The organism is Chloroflexus sp., from assembly GCF_034432675.1.
Taxonomy (GTDB): Bacteria; Chloroflexota; Chloroflexia; order Chloroflexales; family Chloroflexaceae; genus Chloroflexus.
In genome coordinates this window covers 1-18,349 of sequence record NZ_DAOUBI010000233.1, presented here as the reverse complement: position 1 = coordinate 18,349, position 18,349 = coordinate 1, and the positions used below count along the sequence as shown (strand labels likewise).

Below are 18,349 nucleotides of genomic sequence, written 5' to 3'. Positions count from 1 at the left end.
GCTTCAGAATGAACGATCAGGATAACGCTTCGCGCAACGCACCAAGCGGCAATCCACTTAATGCCTCGTCATCACTACCGGCCAGACTCGTCCAGAGCACAATCGCATCGGGTGAGAGGCGGTAACGAGTATCAAGCCGGCGCAACAACCAGCGCAATGCACGAATCTGCGCATCCGTATCACCGGCATCACGGGTTGCCGGCCAACCAGCCGGGCGTTCCAGTGCAATACCGATACTGATGCGGTTCAGGTTATACCGGACGCCGCCACCGGTGGCGAATCCGGCATGCCATGCCGCTTTGGCTTCATCAATCAGGCGGTAGATACGACCGTCAAGGCCAATCAGGTAGTGGGTTGCAAAGCGGGCGTTGAAGTCGGTCATCGCAGCAATTGTTTCAGCCACTGCACCAGGTACAGCGTGCAGCACGACCATACTTACACGCTCGCCATGACGCTCGCCGAAAGCCATAGCCGGCGGTGTCACCTGCGTAATGCTAAAACCGCCATCGTCAGGCGGGGTCAGATGCTCTGCCGACACAGACGGCATAGCTGCCATAGCCATCCCTAACACCGGCATCCCATGCTGACGCGCCAGGTCACTCAATCGTTTCACATCAGACCAATTCGGCACTACGTTGTACAGAACATCGAGCGCGAAGGGCTGAAGTGCATACGTCGTCTTATCAAGGGTGATCTGGTAGCTATTGGCGAGCGGAACACCAATCGCCCACTTGCGGGCCAGTTGATGAAATGCCCAATCGGGACGATAGGTCGTCCCGGCCTGTTTGAAGGTTTCGGTGAGGAGGGCATCGCGCAGCTTGACCGTCGCCGGATCGGTGGCAGTTCCGATCTGGCTCAACTGACGGACATCGCTCCAGTTGGGAACGAGGTTGTAGAGGGTATCAACGGCAAATGCCTGATACGCATACTGTTTCCCGTCAACGGTAATCTGTGCGCTCTTGCCGACCGGCGGCCCCAGGCGACGGGCAACGGCGTATTGATGAAAGGCCCAATCCGGTCGAAACGGCGAACCACCGGCCTGATAGGTGGTATCAAGCAAGGCGCGCCCCAGACCGCTCGGTGGAATACTGCCACCCAGTAACTCACTCAGGGTCTTGACATCACCCCAATTCGGCACCTCGCAATAGAGTGTGTCACGGGCAAAGGGCTGATAATTATACACTTTACCGGCCACCGTGAGCCGTGCGCTCGGCCCCATCGGCATACCAAGCTGGTGTTCGAGCGCATAGGCGTGAAACGCCCAATCGGCATTGTAGCCCTGGCCATTGGTCTTATGTTTGTACCCCTCTTCGAGAAGAGCTTCGATCAAGCGTTCATCGTCAGGTGTGGGTGTACCGATTTGGCCGGGTGGTATGGTCGGGGGTGTCGAGTTATTCAGATAGGCTTCAACCTGCGACCATACCCACTCTTTGGTTACTGCCCAGCCGGGACAGCTCTTTTGATTGGTGTAGTCGCGGTGAAACGAGATCAACTGTCGCGGTGGAATCTTCAACCGGCGTGACAATTCCCCCATGACGGCCAGCGAATGCTCCCACACCTTCCCGGATGGCAAGACCTTGTCGAAATAACCGACCATCTCCAGGCCGATGGAATACCAGCCTTTGGCGAGTGAGCCATTGCCGGCACCGGCGTGAATGCCGATCTGCGACATCGGGGTCGCCAGCCAGATACCATCAGGAGCAGCAAAAATGTGGGGGCCGGCTGTCCAGCCTTTGCCGGCGTAGAACTTCTGTATCCCGCGCATGGTGGTCAGGCCGCGCCATGAGGTTTCATCCGGTCGGTAGGTATGGTGTAGCACCAGACGGGTTGGTGTCAGCTTGCCAAAATCGTAACTGGCAACGTATTCGCGCCATTCGGCAATCGTCAGCATCCGATTGATAAACGGTGGCGAGCCTTCGGTGGGAAAATCGGTCATAGTGTTGTTCCTTCCAGATTAATCGGTTGCGCTGGCCAGACGACGCGACCGAATCAGTGATGCCACCACAGATACCAGCAATGTGACAACAATCACCCCCAATGAGATGGTCGTCGGAATATGAACGCCATGACCGCCGAGGAACCAGCCGGTGACTAGAGGAGTGAGCATCTTGACACCGATAAACGACAGAATAATGGCAAGACCGAAGCGCAGGTAGTAGAACGACTCCATCACTCCGGCCAGCAGAAAATACAACGAACGCAAGCCGAGAATAGCGCAGATATTCGAGGTATAGACGATAAATGGATCGTGGGTGATGCCAAAAATGGCCGGGATGGAGTCGACTGCGAACAGCAAATCGGTACTCTCAACAATGAGCAACACCAGGAAGAGGGGTGTTGCACTAAAGCGATCCGCTTCGCGCACAAAAAACCGATCACCGCGCATATCGGGCGTAATCGGCAGCAAACGACGGGCCAGCCGTACCAGCAGATTACGTTGCGGGTCTACTTCAGGCTCATCATCCTGGAAGATCAGGCGTACCCCTGTCACCAGGAGGAAGGCACCAAACAGGTAGAGAATCCCCTCAAATTGCTCGACCAGTGCTGAGCCTAACAGAATCATCATCCCGCGCATGATCAATGCGCCGAGAATACCCCAGAAGAGTACCCGATGTTGATACTGGGCCGGTACGCGAAAATAGCTAAACAGCAGCACAAAGACAAAGATATTATCAACACTCAACGAATATTCAACCAGATAACCGGTCAAAAAATTCAAACCATCTTCCGGGCCACGCCACAGCCAGATAATGCCATTGAAAACCAGCGATAGCGTTATCCAGACCAGTGTCCACAAACCGGCTTCACGGATCGAGACTTTATGCGAACGCCGATGGAAAACTCCCAGATCAAGGGCCAAAACCAGAAAAACGATTGCATGGAAACCGATCCATGCCCAAAGTGTGATGTCCACAATCCCTCCAGAAATGTCATGCAGTATACTTAGACTTCAATACGATCTTCATCAATGATGCGCTGTGGAAAGCGAATACGGGCCCGCATCCAACCGGCTTCTTCATCGCGAATTAATGAAAACGAGCCATTCAGGTCACTATTGACCAGTGTTTCAATAATTTGCAATCCCAATCCGCTACTGTGGCGCGACGGCGGTGGCGGATGACGAGGGCCATCATCGCGCAGCTCGACCAGCACCTGACCGTGTTCAAGCACAGCTTCAACCTCAATCCGTCCACCTTCAACGGCCAGGCCGTGGGTCAAGGCATTATCAACCAGCTCATTAATCACCAGTGCCAGCACGGTTGCATCACGCGAACCGATGCGCACCTCATCACCGAGAATAACAAAATCGACCCGAATATCGCTCTCGAAGAGGGTACTTTGCACACTCTCAATCACCTGGCGCGCCACTGCGCCAACGGTTGTCACCCCAATATCGTCGCGCGAGAGCAGGTTATGAATAGCAGCAATGGCCTGAATACGCGCTGCACTCTCGCGTAACGCCTTCGCACCGGGGCTGGCCGGATCGAGCCGTCGCAGTTGCATTGACAGCAATGCCGCAATGGTTTGCAGATTGTTGCGTACGCGGTGATGCATCTCTTGCAACAAAGCAGACTTGATCCGCAAAGCGCGCAAACTCTCTTCATAGAGGCGTGCGTTTTCAATCGCGATGGCCGCTTCATCGGCAAAGGTATTGAGCAGCCGTACCTGTTCATAATCAAACAGATGCGGTTCACGACGGTAGAGACAAATACCGCCGATGGTGCGGCCACGCGCACGCAACGGCATGCAAAAGAGGGAATGAAAATTCTCTGCCCGTGCCACTGCCGGCAACTGCGGAAACCGGGCATCCTGGTAAGCATTCATAACTGCTAGAGGGCGACCATCGCGTACCGTCTGAATAACCAGATCGCGCACGCCATCGCCTTCACCACCATAACTGGCAACCAGCTTGAGCTGACCATCTTCCCCCATCTGAAAGATAGCAGCCCGATCCACTTTTGAGAGGTGAACAGCCTTCTCGACAATCAGATTGAGCACATCATGGAGGCCGATCTGCTCGGCAATCAGTTTTGACACCTGTTGCAGGGTGGTCAATTCACGCAATTTCTGGTGCAACCGCTCATCGGTCTGCTGATAGAGCTGGGCATTCGCGATGAAGAAGGCTAGCTCACCGGCAGCCGTCTCAACGAAAGAAATCTCCTCTTGCGTGAACTCGCGGGGTGCGATTGTCTGCACATTAATCACGCCTTGCAATTTGTCGGCGCTGAACTGAAACCGTTCCGCCGAGAAGAGCACAATCGGCACGGCCAGCATCGAGCGAAACATATCTTCACCGAGCTGGGGTTCGCGATGATAGCGCGGGTCTTTGTAGACATCACTCACTGCCACCGGATAACCCAGTTGGGCCGCCCAACCGGTAACTCCTTCGCCAAGCCGGGCCACCACCTGACCAATGGCAGCCCGGTTCAAACCGTGGGTTGCCCGCAGTACCAGATCATCGCGATGCTTATCGTAGAGGTAGATCGAGCAGGCTTCAACATTCATCACCTGCGCAACAGTTTCGACTACCGTCTGCAGGGAAGTGTCAAGGTCGAGCGTAGAATTGGCCGCCGAAATAATCCGGTGCAGACCATCAAGCTGCGTTGCCCGTGCAACTAAACGAGCCTCCCATTCGCGTGTGCGCTGCTCTTCCTGGGCCGCACCAAACGCCAGCAGTAATTCACTGACGACAATACCCTGCGCCATCGGCAATTGAGCCGCCAGATGTAAACCCAGTTCGGTCAGTACTTCAGCCATTCCACCGCAGGCGTACCATTCAGCGCCAATCTGACGCAACAGGCTCAGCCGCAGCGTCGGGTCAGACTGCTGCTCAAGCGCATCGATCAACATCCCGATGGATGGGATCGTCTCGCGCAGTACACCAACCAGATCGGGTGGTTGTGATGTAAGCACCTCATACATAGATCTGACCGTCGCATCCTTCATAGACCGCCCCTTGAGAGCCTACCCGAATAATCTACGCATGACTACTGGCCGGGTAGGGTTTTTCGGGTTGGCTTCTGGCGTGGGGTGACGATCAACGTGGAATGGCAGTGAGCAATCATCGGTTTCCCTATCTGAATATCAGCACCGTGCAGAGCGCATCCGCGCAGGCACACGTCATCACAATCTCGTTTGTTTTGAGACAATTATACTCGTTTGCGCAAGAGCGTTAGCGCCAGCGGGTCAGAATCTCTTCCCGTTGAAAGACGTTGGTTGCCAGCCAGATCACACCTGCTGCGATCAGCGCCAATACCAGAGCGAAGATCAGTGCCACCACAACATTCAGCACAAAAAGTCCCAGCATCTGACCAAAGAAAAGCAGCATCACCGGCACAATCAATACTACGGTAATCTGTTGGGCACTACGTGGATCGTTTACTCGTGATGAAATCATCACTATAAGTGCAACTGAAATGATGGCTAAGAGTGGACTGGATAAAAGAAGTGTTGCTATCCATCCTGGTTGCAGCACGAGAGCAGGCACCTGCGGATCGACGACAACAATCGCTAAGCCCACAGCAAAAACGATGGCGCATACCCAGGTCAGCACAATTCCTGGAATAATTGCGGCTAACACCTTACCGAGTAACAGCTCACTTACCTTGATTGGTGCTGCCAGCAATGGTTCGAGGGTGCGTCGATTCTTTTCGCCAACGATACTGTACGAGGCAAGGACATTCGGAATCACCATCGGCAACAGAAGAAACAGGATCGAAAACTGCCGCCCGGAGATAACATGAGCCAGCGCCTTCAACCCCAGATTGGCCAGCGCCGGATCAACAGCCACAGCCGGAATGTCGGCGATATCTGAATCGCTTACCAGCCCCATCGCAAAGATGAGACCAAGGACAAGCAGTGGCAGAAAGATGGGGGGCAACAGCATACCTAAGAGCAATCCTCGCGACCGCCGCAGCTCCAGCCACTCTTTGGCAATAATCACCTTGATCGGTTCCCAACGCAGCATAATCATCTCCCTGGAGAAGGGTATATGAGAATTGACAGGACCAAAGATCGTGACGATAACGCACGTCGTACCCGTAACCAGCACGGTCAGCGTGCGACACGCAACCGACAGCGGGCACGGCAGATGATCAAGCACGACTTCCGCACTTCAAACCATGCGACACATACATCGCTGCACGTGAATGATAGCCAATCCAGCAGGTATGTATGATATGAGCTTCACATCCTCTCGAGTTGTCAATCGAAACAGTTTTGTCGCATGAACCTGCAACCACCAGATATACCAGCCTCTACCCGGCGACCGGCTCCTGGATCAACTCCAGATACACGGCTTCGAGAGAAGGGGTAAATGGCTCGATGTAGCAAACATCAGCTCCGGCAGCAACCAACGCCCGCACCAGGACCGGATTATCCTTTTCAGGGTCGGTCAATTGTACCAGCAACGCACGTTCATTATCGACTGTTACGTTCATGACAAACGACAACTGTTGTACCAGTGGAGCCAGTGGTGCAGCCGGGCCGACCAGTACCACCCGTACACTCCGCCCAAACAAGCGTGTACGCAGATTTGCCGGGGTGTCAAGGGAGATGAGACGAGTACGAAACACCCCAATGAGATCGCACAACTCGTCGGCTTCGGCCAGGTTATGGGTAGTGAGAAAGATCGTGCGCCCACTGGCCCGCAGACTCCTGATCACGTCACGAACTGAACGGGAGGCTGCCGGATCGAGACCAGAGGTCGGCTCATCGAGAAAGAGGACTGCCGGATCGTGTAACAAAGCGCGGGCAATGGCCAGTTTCTGACGCATGCCCTTGGAAAAGCCACCGACCGGATCATTACGCCGTTCCCACAACTCAAAAAGGCGCAAATAGTGTGCAGCCCGTTCTGAGGCCTGTGTCGCCGAAAGACCATACAGGCGAGCAAAAAAAGTCAGATTCTCAAGTGCGCTCAGCGTGTCGTAAAGGGCAGGGGTCTCAGTCAGAATCCCGGTATTGGCCCGTACCGAATCAGCCTCGGTCTGAACATCAAAACCGGCCACCCGCGCACTGCCAGATGAGGGGGCGATCAGCGCACAGAGCATCCGAACCGTGGTCGTTTTGCCAGCACCGTTGGGGCCAAGAAACCCAAAGATCGTTCCTGCGGGAACCATCAGGTCAAGGTTATCGACGGCGGTTATGGTTTGAAAGCGACGAGTAAGCTGGTAACATTCGATGGCATTCATTGGTGTATCCACAACAGAACGGTCGGTTACCTGTACATTGTACTACGCCAGGCAACAGCACTCGAAGTTACCTCATTAATTTAATGATCGTGACGAGCACACACAGCATTCCAGTGACCAGCATGATCAACAGCGTGCCACGCGCCGGGTCGTGAGCACGGCTGGTGCGGCTCATTATACCGCAAAACCACACTTTGAAGTAAGCCTTGTGCCACGCGCCGGGTCGTGAGCACGGCTGGTGCGGCAGCATGGCTGCGACACGCGCATAGCGAGTTGATGGTATTGGCGATGGTCGTCAGCCTCCTCGCTTTCATGCTGGTGTGCCGGGAGCAAGATATACTGCCGTTGGTGATTGGCAAGTGTTCATGAGCCTGTGCGATGGTGCGGCACGATAGCATAACCTTTTATGAAATAAGTTCTCGATACGATAGCGGATCAGCATCATGTAAAAGCTATAAGGATGCTTGCTTTTAAGGAGCAGACAAATCACACTTCGCGTATCGAATACGTGTATGATACGTATGGATAGAGACGCACGCTACCACTTGACTTGTGATCGAATACACATACTACTGTACACAGGCAAGAGCAGATTCTCTATAATAGCGAGTGTACTGACTATTTGCGTAACAATGGAGGGCGTATGACGCGGCAAGATCTGGCCAGTCTGATCCGGAACATTCCCGACTTTCCAATACCCGGTATTCAGTTTAAAGATATTACCACGTTGATCGGCAACGGTCAGGCATTTAGTGAGGTTATTGATCGTCTGCACGAACGCTACCAAAATCAGCAGATTGATGCGGTAGTCGGGATCGAGTCACGGGGGTTCATCTTTAGTGCGCCACTGGCCTACCGGCTGGGGGTAGGGTTGGTGCCGATTCGCAAACCGGGTAAACTACCGGCTGCCACGTATCAGATCGAGTATCAGCTTGAATATGGCACAAACCGGCTAGAGATTCACCGCGACGCCTTCCAGCCCGGTGCGCGTGTGCTGGTGATTGATGATCTACTGGCGACCGGCGGCACAATTGCCGCAGCCTGTGATCTGATTGAAATGGCAGGTGGACAGGTTGCCGAACTGGCATTTGTGATTGAGCTGACATTTCTCAATGGTCGTGAGCGGCTGCGTGAACGACCGGTCTTCTCGCTGATCCAGTTTTAGAAGGTATCTCATCTGACAGACAACATGCGAGAGCACACAGCATCCCCGTGACCAGCAGGGTGAACGGTGGGACACGCGCCTGGCACGAAGCACGGCTGGTGCGGTAGCGTGGCTGCCGAACTCCAAGCTCTGCATTGACAAGCCAGATTCGAGATCGGCAGAGTGACTGATGCAACACGCGACCGGTGGAGAGAATAACGGGTGTGGAAGCCGGGCTTCCGCACCCCAACAACGCAACGTATACATCAGTGAGCGTGAACGATGACTCATCCGGCATGTGCCTGATCCGTGAATGGACGATACCGATGCTCTCTTCTTTTCGGTTGTGCTGAAAGATGGCACAGATCCACAAGATACGTTCTGATCTGGATTGATACAAGTCATTGCCAGCCTGGCATCGATTTTGGGCCGATAGATATAGATCATGACAGAGGTAGCTTCAGAACACATCAGATAGTTCCAGCGCTACTTGCCTTGATCTTGACATTTGTGTTATACTATCGCTAAATCCCGAACACAATACAAGTGCAGCGTCCTGATAGAACGGTGCTGTCAGCGCTATCGAAGAGAACTCCCCTGTGTTGCATAGCCGTTCTGGCACTACCAGACAAACATCTGCGCATTTGAGCACAACTTACAGGTTTCATCACATCGTGCAAAAATATGTTGCGTTGCTATTTTTCATCTGTCGCCCCTGAGATGACGACACGACAGATGAACACCATTCACTGCCAGATACAGGGTCTACTTTATATCTCATTGACTTCAAGGAGCATGTATCGTGATGACAGTTGCTGAGCTTGAAACAAAAACTCTCGCCGATTTACGCGAAATGGCGCGTAAACTTGACATTTCAGGGATCAGCTCATTGAAAAAACGCGAGCTGATCGATAAACTCATTCAAGCGCAAACGGCAACGCAAACGCAGACGATAACAGTTACCGAGCCTCCAGCGTTACCAGATCTCAATCCGATAGAAACAACAACCGTTGACCGAACTTCCATCGAGTTCAGCACGATATACAGTGATGGCATCCTGGACATTATGGCAGAAGGTTTCGGTTTCTTACGAGGTAATCGGATGCTACCCAGTCCAGAAGATGTCTATGTCTCACAATCGCAGATTCGTCGCTTTGCCCTACGCATTGGAGATCGGATTTGGGGGCAAATTCGTCCGCCGAAAGAGAGTGAGCGCTATTATTCATTGTTGCGGGTTGAAAAGATTAATGATCAGGACCCGGAAACTGCCCGCAAACGACCATTTTTTGATCAACTGACACCCATTTTTCCCAACGAACAGATTAAGTTAGAAACTGAACCAAATCTCTTGCATACCCGTCTGGTCGATCTGATTGCCCCAATCGGTCGTGGTCAGCGAGGCTTAATCGTTTCTCCTCCCAAAGCGGGAAAGACGATGCTGTTGAAGGCAATTGCCAACGGCATCACGACCAACTATCCTGACATTATTCTGATGGTCTTGTTGATTGGTGAGCGCCCGGAAGAAGTCACCGATATGCGCCGTTCTGTGCGTGGCGAGGTGATCTCTTCGACATTTGATGAGCCGGTCGAAAATCACACCAAAGTGGCCGAGATGACGCTGGAGCGGGCGAAACGCCTGGTAGAAATTGGACACGATGTGGTCATTTTGATGGACTCGATTACCCGTCTGGCCCGAGCGTACAATGTCGCAATGCCACCAAGTGGGCGAACACTGTCTGGAGGTATTGACCCGGTTGCCCTGTATCCACCAAAACGCTTTTTTGGTGCTGCCCGCAACATTGAAAATGGTGGCTCGCTGACGATTATCGCCACCTGTCTGATCGATACCGGATCACGCATGGACGATGTGATCTACGAAGAATTTAAGGGCACCGGCAACATGGAACTCCACCTTGACCGGAAACTGGCTGAAAAACGCATCTTCCCGGCGATTGATATTCAGCGCTCCGGCACACGCCGCGAGGATCTCCTGCTCAGCTCTGACACGTTACGCCAGGTATGGACGTTGCGGCGAATGGTGAGCATGCTCGGCGAGAATGAAGGTACCGAACTGATGCTGACCCGGATGGCGAAAACCAAATCGAATGCCGAGTTTTTACAGACCCTTAGTAAGAGTTAGGCTGATGCAACTTTGGTGCACTGATGTACGTACAGTATTGCGCCTAGTATGATACATCTAGTAACAGGAGGTCTCGGTTATGAATTGTCTACAGTGCGGCGCTCCGGTAGCTCCAAACGCTCGCTTTTGTACGAATTGTGGAGCTCGCCTGACTCCAGCAGCCACAGCGCCGTCTCCATTTATCCCGCCATCAGGTGAGTCGGTCAGTATGGCTGATGTGTACGATAATCGTCCCGGTGAACGACTCGATCTCCCTGAACCAACTATTGCCGGTACCGGTGTCGGAGCAAACGGCTTGCGTTACAAAATCATTGGCACGACGATGCAGGCCGTTGTGCTTGAAGTTCCCGCCGGACAAACGGTCTTCTCAGAGCGCGGCGGCATGAGCTGGATGAGCGCCAACGTGCAGATGCAGACAAATATGGAAGGCGGCCTGGGTGGTGCATTTAAGCGCATATTCTCTGGTGAGTCGATCTTTATGGTCAACTTTACGCCACAGGGAGGGCCGGGCATCATCGGTTTTTCGGCAGAGCTGCCGGGCAAAATTGTGCCACTGAATCTGGCACCGGGCCAGACGATGATCTGCCAGAAAGATGCGTTTATGTGCGCTGAACGGAGTGTCACCCTCGATATTCACTTCCGGCGCAAGCTCGGTGCAGGGTTCTTCGGTGGTGAAGGTTTTATCATGCAAAAGCTGACCGGGCCAGGGCTGGCGTTCGTCGAACTGGATGGTGAGGTCGTTGAATATACGCTCGAAGCCAACCAGATGCTCAAGGTAGATACCGGTCACGTGGCGATGTATGAGCCAACGATCAACTTCGATGTCGAGATGGTACGCGGGTTCAAGAATATTCTCTTCGGTGGCGAGGGTCTATTCCTCACGACACTACGCGGGCCGGGTCGGGTCTGGCTCCAGACCATGCCGGCGATGAATCTGGCGAAGAAACTGGCTCAATACATGCCGACAACGAGCAGTTCCAGCAGTGGCGGTGGGATCAATCTCGGTAGTCTCTTCACAAACGATTGATGATAGTAGCGGCTCGTGAGCGCAACGGGAGGAGTATCGGGTTGATACTCCTCCCGTTGTTTTGGGCAGTGCGCAAGGCAACTGGAGATGCACGTGTTGAGGGGGATGCGGAAACGTTAGTGTCGGTTGTGCACATATGCCATCAGGCAACGAGCCCGGGGCAATAAGATATGATCTCACTCACTGTTGTCGGGTACTGTGCTGATGCATAGGTCGCCGGCAAATCATCTTATGTCAAATTCCGACTAGAAGTCATCTTAACCCAAGTTGCTACCTCTGTCACCACAGAGACACGGAGGACACATGAGGATGGGCATAACCTGAGTTGCCACCTTAAGGCGTGAGGTAGCGCGTCGATGGGAAACGGTTGCTACCCACATTGTTCATGCAGTTACGCCACACGGTTTTGAGTGCAACGTCGTGCTGTTCATCCTAGCTGCCAGACCCCATGACCTGCTCACCGCGTAGGTGGCAACTACTGAATGATCGTGACATGCCCACACAGCATCCCCGTGACCAGCAGGGTACACCGCGTGACATGCGCCTGACACGAAGCACGGCTGGCGCGGCAGCATAGTTGCCGCACTCCAGGGTGAGCCACGAGCAATCCGGTCTGGAAAACGTATCCTCTCCGAAACGTGATCCCACCGCGTGCACAGCGGAAACGCCACTCAGGTTCAGCGCCGGGGTGATCGTCGGATCACGGGTTATGAACGCCATTCCACTAGAACCTATTTCAAAAAACATCTACTAGAAGTTATCTCCCTCATTGCCGAGCGACTCAAGGATCGTGAGAGAACACCCTGGGTCCACGTAACCAGCCGGAGCAACGGCATGCTATGCACCGTATCGTGAGCACGGCTGGTGCGGCAGCATGGCTGCCGCACTCCAAACGCTGCGTCACGCGCATGACAGGCGGGTAAGGCACCCCATCCAACGAGCGAGGGCACTGGCGATGGTCGTTAGCCTGCCTCGCTTTACATAGCGGCAGCCTGGACGCAGGACAAACTATCATTAGTCATTGGCAAGCGTCCATGCACCTGTGTAATGGTCGAGTAGCTGACAGTACAGCTTTTATGAAATAAGTTCTAGATTTAAAATGACAGATACATGAACACGTCTCGTTATTACCACAACACTGCCGCATCGCATTCCACTAGATTTAAAATGACAGATACATGAACACCGGTTCAAGACATTCACGCGCAGTACGGCGTGCGGGGTGATGAGGAGTGTGTCGGGCTTTCTTTGCTCTCGGATGCGATTGAAACACGCCCTCTCCCTGGTCCGCCCCCGCTGGGCTATGCATTACCCACATGTCGCGCTGCGTCAGGCAGACTGCACGCGCTCCCCGTGGCGCGGGCTTCCAGCCTGCGTGGAGGCATCCTCGCCACCGCCGGCAGGGGCTGGCCGTAGCCGCTGGTGCGCAGGCACGAACCTGGTGCAACATAACGTCTACCCGCAGAGATCGCATGCATGCCGGACCAACTCGATGATCGGCACGAGTACATCCAGCACCTCCGTGACCAGGATGGGGAACGGTATGCCACGCGCCGGATCGTGAGCACGGCTGGCGCGGCAGTATGGCTGCCGTACTCCACACCGCACGACACGCACATAACGAGCGGGTACAGCAATCCATCCAGCACGTGCCGGCACGGCTGGAGCGGCGCACTGCCACCGCGTCAGTCGCCCACAACAGCACCCATAGCGGTTATACCCGCTGATACGCACGTGATTGATACCAGTTGTGGGTAATGCGTAGAGGGCGGGAGAAGGGAGGGCAGACGTGTGATCCAGGGCTTCCTGATAGGGTAGAGGTTGTGATCGATCATCTGTCCTGGCCGTCCGTGAATGCCGCCAGGGGCGGGAGCTTGCGCCTGGCTCCTCCCTCCAGTAATGGTACCGGCACCATGTGCGCCTCCGGCGCACGCTCCCAGCTCCCGGCTGGGGAGCACGCCCGTCATCACGTCCCCGCCCCGCTCCGGCACGCGGGCAATATGGTACCGGCACCATGCGCACCTCCGGCACGCGCTCCCAGCTCCCGGCTGGGAAGCACGCCCGTCATCACGCCCCTGCCCGCTCCGGCACGCGGGCAATGCAGTTTTCGAGTTATGGGTAATGCATAGGCTGGGGGCAGGGATTGGCGGTGCAGGATGATTTCCGCTGTCGCGAGTTAGTTCAGGATGGCAATATACTCCCAGGGCGATACCACGATGGTGGGCGAGTCGGAGGCTCGCACTCCCAGGGCGATACCAGCGCTTACGCACCACGATGGAGTGTTCGAGGGACAGGGTGAGGGTGACAGTGGATAGCGTGCTATAACAGCGAGAGATACAAGAAAACAGCATAAGGGTAATCGTACAGAAGCATCACTTCCGCACCTTACCCCGCGTCCATCATCAAGTGGTGCCTGACTACCGCTCATACCCGGACTGTCATCTACGACGAGCAGTCGTAGCGGCTAACAAGACACAAACAGCCCGCCAGTAAGCGGGCTGCATGAGCATCTTCCCGGGCTGGCTGAGCGAGCAATGGCTAGACGAGATTGACCAGCTCGTTCGCCGTGCGCCGCATATCAAGGAAGACCAGACCCAGCTTGGCCCGGCTCTGCGCCAGCGCAGTCAACACTGCTTCCTCACCAATTGCCATCAGGATAACGTAGCCATCTTCCCCACGCACAAAGACCTGATCGAGTTGCCCGCGCCGCAGCTCGCTTGCGATTCGCTCACCCAGCGAGAGCATTGCCGCGCTCATCGCCGAGACACGATCTTCTTCGACATCTGCCGGCAGCGCCGAAGCCATGATGAGGCCGTCGACGCTTACCACGGCGGAGGCCTCAATGTCGGGCGTGTTCATCGATAGGGCCTTTAGATGCCGCACCATCTCTTCGGTTCTGCTTGCCATTCATATCCTCCTTAGAGGCCGTCAGCCAGTTCGGGACAGGAACGAAACCGTGTGGGCCTGAACAATTAGCTAATAAGTGCAGAACTAACATCACGACGGCCTACACGTCGCTTATTCTACTACATCTTCTCACGCACGGCAACTAGGTTTACCGACTTCTTACAGGATTGTCGTCAGGTTTGGTGATTATCAGGCCGTCATATGTACACTTTTGGTACGAGGTTCCGATACCGTTCTCTACATACGGCGGTTTGCCCAGCAACAAACCCGGTCAGATGCAGAGCACTGAGAACGCGGTACTCTATTCTCGCTTTATACGTGCCTGACAACCCCGATTCATGGCAGTAGGATACCATGAAACATCACAACAGGCAAGCGTTTTCCAGCCATCATCTCACGACAGGTCGGATAATCAAGGCAAGAACAGACATCGTCTCGAAGCCAACAGGTGATCGGTACGACATGCAGCCTGGATTGAGCGCGACTGAGCATCAACAACGCTTTCCCATCCGGCGCGTCATTACTCCGTGTCTACCTTTTCGATGATGCGATAGCTTCCGTGGATTGGGCCGTATTAGCGCTTTTGGACGCACGCCATCTCAGGGTGAAGCCAATCGACTACGCAGGAATTCATCGGCCAGTGTCACAGCCTGTTCAGGTGTCAGTAAGCCGCGTACAGCATTGAGCTGCATCTCAACCAGGGTTGTCCAGACTATCTCGTGAGCCACGCGATCGGCAGGCATCGGCAAGCCATTCTGCGCCTGAAGACGAAAGGTACGGGCGGCGGCCAGTTGGACGCTATCGGCGAGGTCGTTATCACTGAGCTGGAGTGCAAGTTGGGTAGGCTGGCGGCCAGCCGCCAGCAGTGCCTGCTGGCTATTGACATCGATCATAAAGCGAATGAAGGCCTGGGCAGCCGCTTGCTCAGCCTGATTGTCAAGGCGAGCATTGAGTGCGATCACATCAGCCTGTACATACGGTTGAGGAACTCGATCTTCGGCACTCAAGACCGGCAGCGGTGTTACCCCAAGTTGATCATTCCAGATTGCCCGGTACTCAGCCTGAGCGTGTGCCCAATCGATAGTCATGATGGCTTCGCGGGCCTGTAATGCTCGATCAACTAGCACGCCGTCGAGCGTCGCCAGCAACTGTTCATCGCGGTAAAGCTGGCTTAACCAGGTTAACCAGCGTTCGGTACCAGCGCGACCACTGCTTCCCAGGACAACAGCGCCATTTTCATCGAATACCCTGCCGCCGAAGGCGTAGAGATAGCCAATGGTTCGATCCAGTGACAGATTGTAGGCCAATCCCCAGACTGGTGGTGTCTGATTACGGTTCGTGAGTGCGCGGGCGGTAAGGAGCATTTCTTCGGTACTGGACGGTGGTTGCAACACGTTGGCCCGGTTGTAATAGAGGGCGAGGGTATCAAACGTAATTGGCACCCCAAACAGAACGGGCTGACCAGAGACGGAGACCTGAGCAGCCCCAACCGCAGCGGGTAGCAGGCTATTTACCTCACTGTTTGAGAGCATATCGTCGAGCGAGCGCAACACGCCGGTCTGGACGAGCATACCGAGCATGTGACTCTGCACAATGACCAGGTGCGGACCGCCACCTTCGCTGATAGTGGTTGCCACATCAGAGGGGAGTGACACTGCCGGACGGGATTGGATCACAATCTGCGATTCAGGATGGGTCTGGTTAAACTGATCCACTAGCGATTGTAAGACACGGCTATCGGCTGCCGGCCAGGCGTGCCACAGACGCAGGACTACGCGATCGGAGGTCCTTACCGGCGCAGTAGACGGTAGCACGGAACAGGCAGTCAGCATCAATGCGCCAAGCAGTAGTAGACGATAGAACCAGGACTGATGGTGCACAACTTCCTCGCTGTATCAGTCGGGCTTCTTCATTATAGCAGGATGCATCACATGTAGCCGGGGCACAGATGAAGATGCCCCGTGGGGATCCCAACCAGTATTGAACGGTCAACGTACCAGGGATGTCGATAGCAACTTACGCGCCAGACCTGTCTTCACCTGGTCGGTGTGATGCAAGGTGAAGATAGAATCGCAGACAAGGAAGCATCGCAGGGCAGGATTTTATGACGATTCCAATACTACTAACAACACATCTCCCGCAGCACATCTGGAAACCGCTGCTATTAACTGAACGCCAGATAAGGTAGGCGAACTTGATCGACCACCTGGCAGACTTATCGGCCAGCGTCGCCTGTCTACTTTCCATCGAAAGACTGATTGACAAAATCGATGTTGCCGGTTAGTCTGAAATTTTAGTCATCACGATCAGGGAGGTACAACAATGCGCGTCGGGCTTGACTTCGGCACGACTAACTCAAGCGCAGCGGTGTATGATGGTCAGCGGTTGCGTTTGATCGATCTCGATCCGGTGAATACACAACCGGCAATTCTCCGCTCGACGCTCTTCATCACCCGCGAAGGCGTACCGTTCATCGGACGTGAGGCGATCAATCGCTTCACCGAAGGGAATGTTGGGCGCGAGATTGAATACGTCTGGCGGTACATCGGCGATGCCGAACTGACCTTTGCCGAAAGCGGTACAGTAATGCAGGCATTATACGTAAAGGTTGACGCCAATGCCCCAGGACGACTGTTTCAGTCGTTGAAGAGTCATCTCCGTGATCGTAGCTTCCAGAAGACAAATGTGTTTGGCGTCTACTATACGCTGGAAGAGTTGATTGCACTGGTCTTACGCATGATCATCGAGCGGATCGAGCAACAGCTTGGCGCTCCGATCAGTCACCTGGTAATTGGCCGACCGGTGCATTACGCCAGCGATCCGGCCAGTAATGCGCTGGCTTTTGAGCGCATGCAGGCCGCATGTCGGCTGGCCGGCTTGCAATCCTTCAGTTTTCTGGAAGAACCAACCGCAGCGGCACTCTCGTATGCGCGCACAAACCAACGGGACCAGCGCGTGCTGGTGTTCGATTTTGGTGGTGGTACCCTTGACATCACGATTATGGAGCTTGATGAACGGGGCCGGCCTTCGTTCCTGGCCACCGATGGTGTGCCGGTCGGTGGTGATTTGCTCGACCGCCGGATTGTGATGGGGCGGCTGTTACGTCATTTCGGCGAGGGCGCCACGCTGGGAGCACGACGCTTACCGTTTCCCAATCACGTCTTGGAACACCTCAGTGAATGGCAAACGATCATCGATCTCACCCAACCTAAATATCTGGCGATTATTGATGAAGCGGTGGCGATTAGTGATCGGCCACGCGAGTTGCAGGCATTACGTACTCTGGTACGCAAAAACTATGGGTTGCCGATGTACGAAGCGGTTGAGCGCACCAAAGTAGCGTTGTCGCAGGCTGATCGAGCAACGTTTGAACTTGATATGAGTGAGATCAAGGTACGCGATGAGATTCCGCGCTGGGACTTCGAGCGTCTGATCGGCCCTGATGTGCGGGCGGTTGAGGCGTGTATTGATCGCGCTCTGAAAACTGCCGGCCTGCGCCCAGAACAGATTGATGTCGTTCTCCGCACCGGTGGTAGCTCACGTGTCCCGCGTTTCGTGCGTATGCTGAGCGAGAAATTCGGCGCCGAGAAGTTGCAGGAGATCGATGTGTTCACCAGTGTTGCGGCAGGGCTGGCATTGAAGGCGAGCGAATATGACGCGGTAACCGGGTGATGGTACTCTCGGTCACTTTTCACCCCCTTGCGGTAAGTTGTTACGCGCCGTGGGTAGCAGTCTGTCTGGTAAACACACACCACGAACGCTGCTACCAGATCATCCCCAGGAGGGTTTTGATGCAGTTGTGACACATTGCACTCTTAGTGGCCGCTGGGCTGGCGCACTCCACCGCTTGGGGGCAGTCAGGGCGGTAGGTGCGGCAGCATGGCTGCCGCACTCCATATTGGCGACACGTGGATGGCACCGTTCTACCGCGCTTCGGTGCG

Annotated in this window: 12 protein-coding genes; 5 read left to right on the top strand and 7 right to left on the bottom strand. The window is 54.7% G+C overall.

The features are described from left to right. Positions 1-16: 16 nt before the first annotated feature. The 5 genes from VAE55_RS17600 to VAE55_RS17580 all read right to left on the bottom strand — a co-directional run bounded on the left by VAE55_RS17600 (position 17) and on the right by VAE55_RS17580 (position 7,190). The gene (locus VAE55_RS17600; RefSeq protein ID WP_322817024.1) at positions 17-1,936 is read right to left on the bottom strand and encodes a peptidoglycan recognition family protein; all 1,920 of its coding nucleotides are present in this window, start codon (positions 1,934-1,936) and stop codon (positions 17-19) included. Positions 1,937-1,954: 18 nt separating this feature from the next. Then, entirely contained in the window at positions 1,955-2,914 is a 960-nt protein-coding gene (locus tag VAE55_RS17595) for a TerC family protein (protein WP_322817023.1), read from the bottom strand. A gap of 29 nt (positions 2,915-2,943) precedes the next feature. After that, entirely contained in the window at positions 2,944-4,923 is a 1,980-nt protein-coding gene (locus VAE55_RS17590; RefSeq protein WP_322817022.1) for a GAF domain-containing protein, read from the bottom strand. 250 nt (positions 4,924-5,173) lie between these two features. Continuing rightward, a complete protein-coding gene (locus VAE55_RS17585; RefSeq protein WP_322817021.1) occupies positions 5,174-5,968 on the bottom strand; it encodes an ABC transporter permease subunit in 795 nt (264 codons plus the stop codon). Positions 5,969-6,257: 289 nt separating this feature from the next. Next, the gene (locus tag VAE55_RS17580; RefSeq protein ID WP_322817020.1) at positions 6,258-7,190 is read right to left on the bottom strand and encodes an ABC transporter ATP-binding protein; all 933 of its coding nucleotides are present in this window, start codon (positions 7,188-7,190) and stop codon (positions 6,258-6,260) included. Between the two features lie 643 nt (positions 7,191-7,833). On the opposite strand from VAE55_RS17580, the gene VAE55_RS17575 reads away from it, so the two are divergent. From VAE55_RS17575 to VAE55_RS17560, 4 genes are all read left to right on the top strand, one after another. Continuing rightward, the gene (locus VAE55_RS17575; protein WP_012256182.1) at positions 7,834-8,355 is read left to right on the top strand and encodes an adenine phosphoribosyltransferase; all 522 of its coding nucleotides are present in this window, start codon (positions 7,834-7,836) and stop codon (positions 8,353-8,355) included. 784 nt (positions 8,356-9,139) lie between these two features. Next, positions 9,140-10,474, top strand: coding sequence for a transcription termination factor Rho (gene rho / locus VAE55_RS17570; RefSeq protein ID WP_322817039.1), 1,335 nt, complete (start codon positions 9,140-9,142; stop codon positions 10,472-10,474). A gap of 79 nt (positions 10,475-10,553) precedes the next feature. Next, positions 10,554-11,501, top strand: a complete 948-nt coding sequence (locus tag VAE55_RS17565; RefSeq protein ID WP_322817019.1) for a TIGR00266 family protein — start codon at positions 10,554-10,556, stop codon at positions 11,499-11,501. Positions 11,502-13,084: 1,583 nt separating this feature from the next. Continuing rightward, complete coding sequence (locus VAE55_RS17560; protein WP_322817018.1) at positions 13,085-13,228, top strand: hypothetical protein; 144 nt, start codon at positions 13,085-13,087, stop codon at positions 13,226-13,228. 811 nt (positions 13,229-14,039) lie between these two features. Here the strand turns inward: VAE55_RS17560 and VAE55_RS17555 are convergent. Both VAE55_RS17555 and VAE55_RS17550 read right to left on the bottom strand, forming a co-directional pair. Then, positions 14,040-14,408, bottom strand: coding sequence for a roadblock/LC7 domain-containing protein (locus tag VAE55_RS17555; protein WP_012256185.1), 369 nt, complete (start codon positions 14,406-14,408; stop codon positions 14,040-14,042). Between the two features lie 599 nt (positions 14,409-15,007). Further along, positions 15,008-16,288 carry a sugar ABC transporter substrate-binding protein gene (locus tag VAE55_RS17550; protein WP_322817017.1) on the bottom strand — a complete coding sequence of 427 codons (1,281 nt, stop codon included), beginning with the start codon at positions 16,286-16,288 and terminating at the stop codon, positions 15,008-15,010. A 442-nt stretch (positions 16,289-16,730) separates the two neighbouring features. Between VAE55_RS17550 and VAE55_RS17545 the strand changes: the two genes are divergently transcribed. After that, positions 16,731-18,080 (top strand): Hsp70 family protein, encoded by a 1,350-nt coding sequence (locus tag VAE55_RS17545; protein ID WP_322817016.1) that lies wholly within the window; start codon positions 16,731-16,733, stop codon positions 18,078-18,080. The last annotated feature ends 269 nt before the right edge of the window (positions 18,081-18,349 follow it).

Excerpts from the sequence above, each read along its gene's own strand:
- VAE55_RS17590 (WP_322817022.1), bottom strand. The coding sequence starts at position 4,923 with ATGTATGAGGTGCTTACATCACAACCACCCGATCTGGTTGGTGTACTG.
- VAE55_RS17575 (WP_012256182.1), top strand. The coding sequence starts at position 7,834 with ATGACGCGGCAAGATCTGGCCAGTCTGATCCGGAACATTCCCGACTTT.
- VAE55_RS17560 (WP_322817018.1), top strand. The coding sequence starts at position 13,085 with ATGGCTGCCGTACTCCACACCGCACGACACGCACATAACGAGCGGGTA.
- VAE55_RS17565 (WP_322817019.1), top strand. The coding sequence starts at position 10,554 with ATGAATTGTCTACAGTGCGGCGCTCCGGTAGCTCCAAACGCTCGCTTT.
- VAE55_RS17600 (WP_322817024.1), bottom strand. The coding sequence starts at position 1,936 with ATGACCGATTTTCCCACCGAAGGCTCGCCACCGTTTATCAATCGGATG.
- VAE55_RS17555 (WP_012256185.1), bottom strand. The coding sequence starts at position 14,408 with ATGGCAAGCAGAACCGAAGAGATGGTGCGGCATCTAAAGGCCCTATCG.
- VAE55_RS17545 (WP_322817016.1), top strand. The coding sequence starts at position 16,731 with ATGCGCGTCGGGCTTGACTTCGGCACGACTAACTCAAGCGCAGCGGTG.
- rho (WP_322817039.1), top strand. The coding sequence starts at position 9,140 with ATGACAGTTGCTGAGCTTGAAACAAAAACTCTCGCCGATTTACGCGAA.
- VAE55_RS17585 (WP_322817021.1), bottom strand. The coding sequence starts at position 5,968 with ATGCTGCGTTGGGAACCGATCAAGGTGATTATTGCCAAAGAGTGGCTG.
- VAE55_RS17580 (WP_322817020.1), bottom strand. The coding sequence starts at position 7,190 with ATGAATGCCATCGAATGTTACCAGCTTACTCGTCGCTTTCAAACCATA.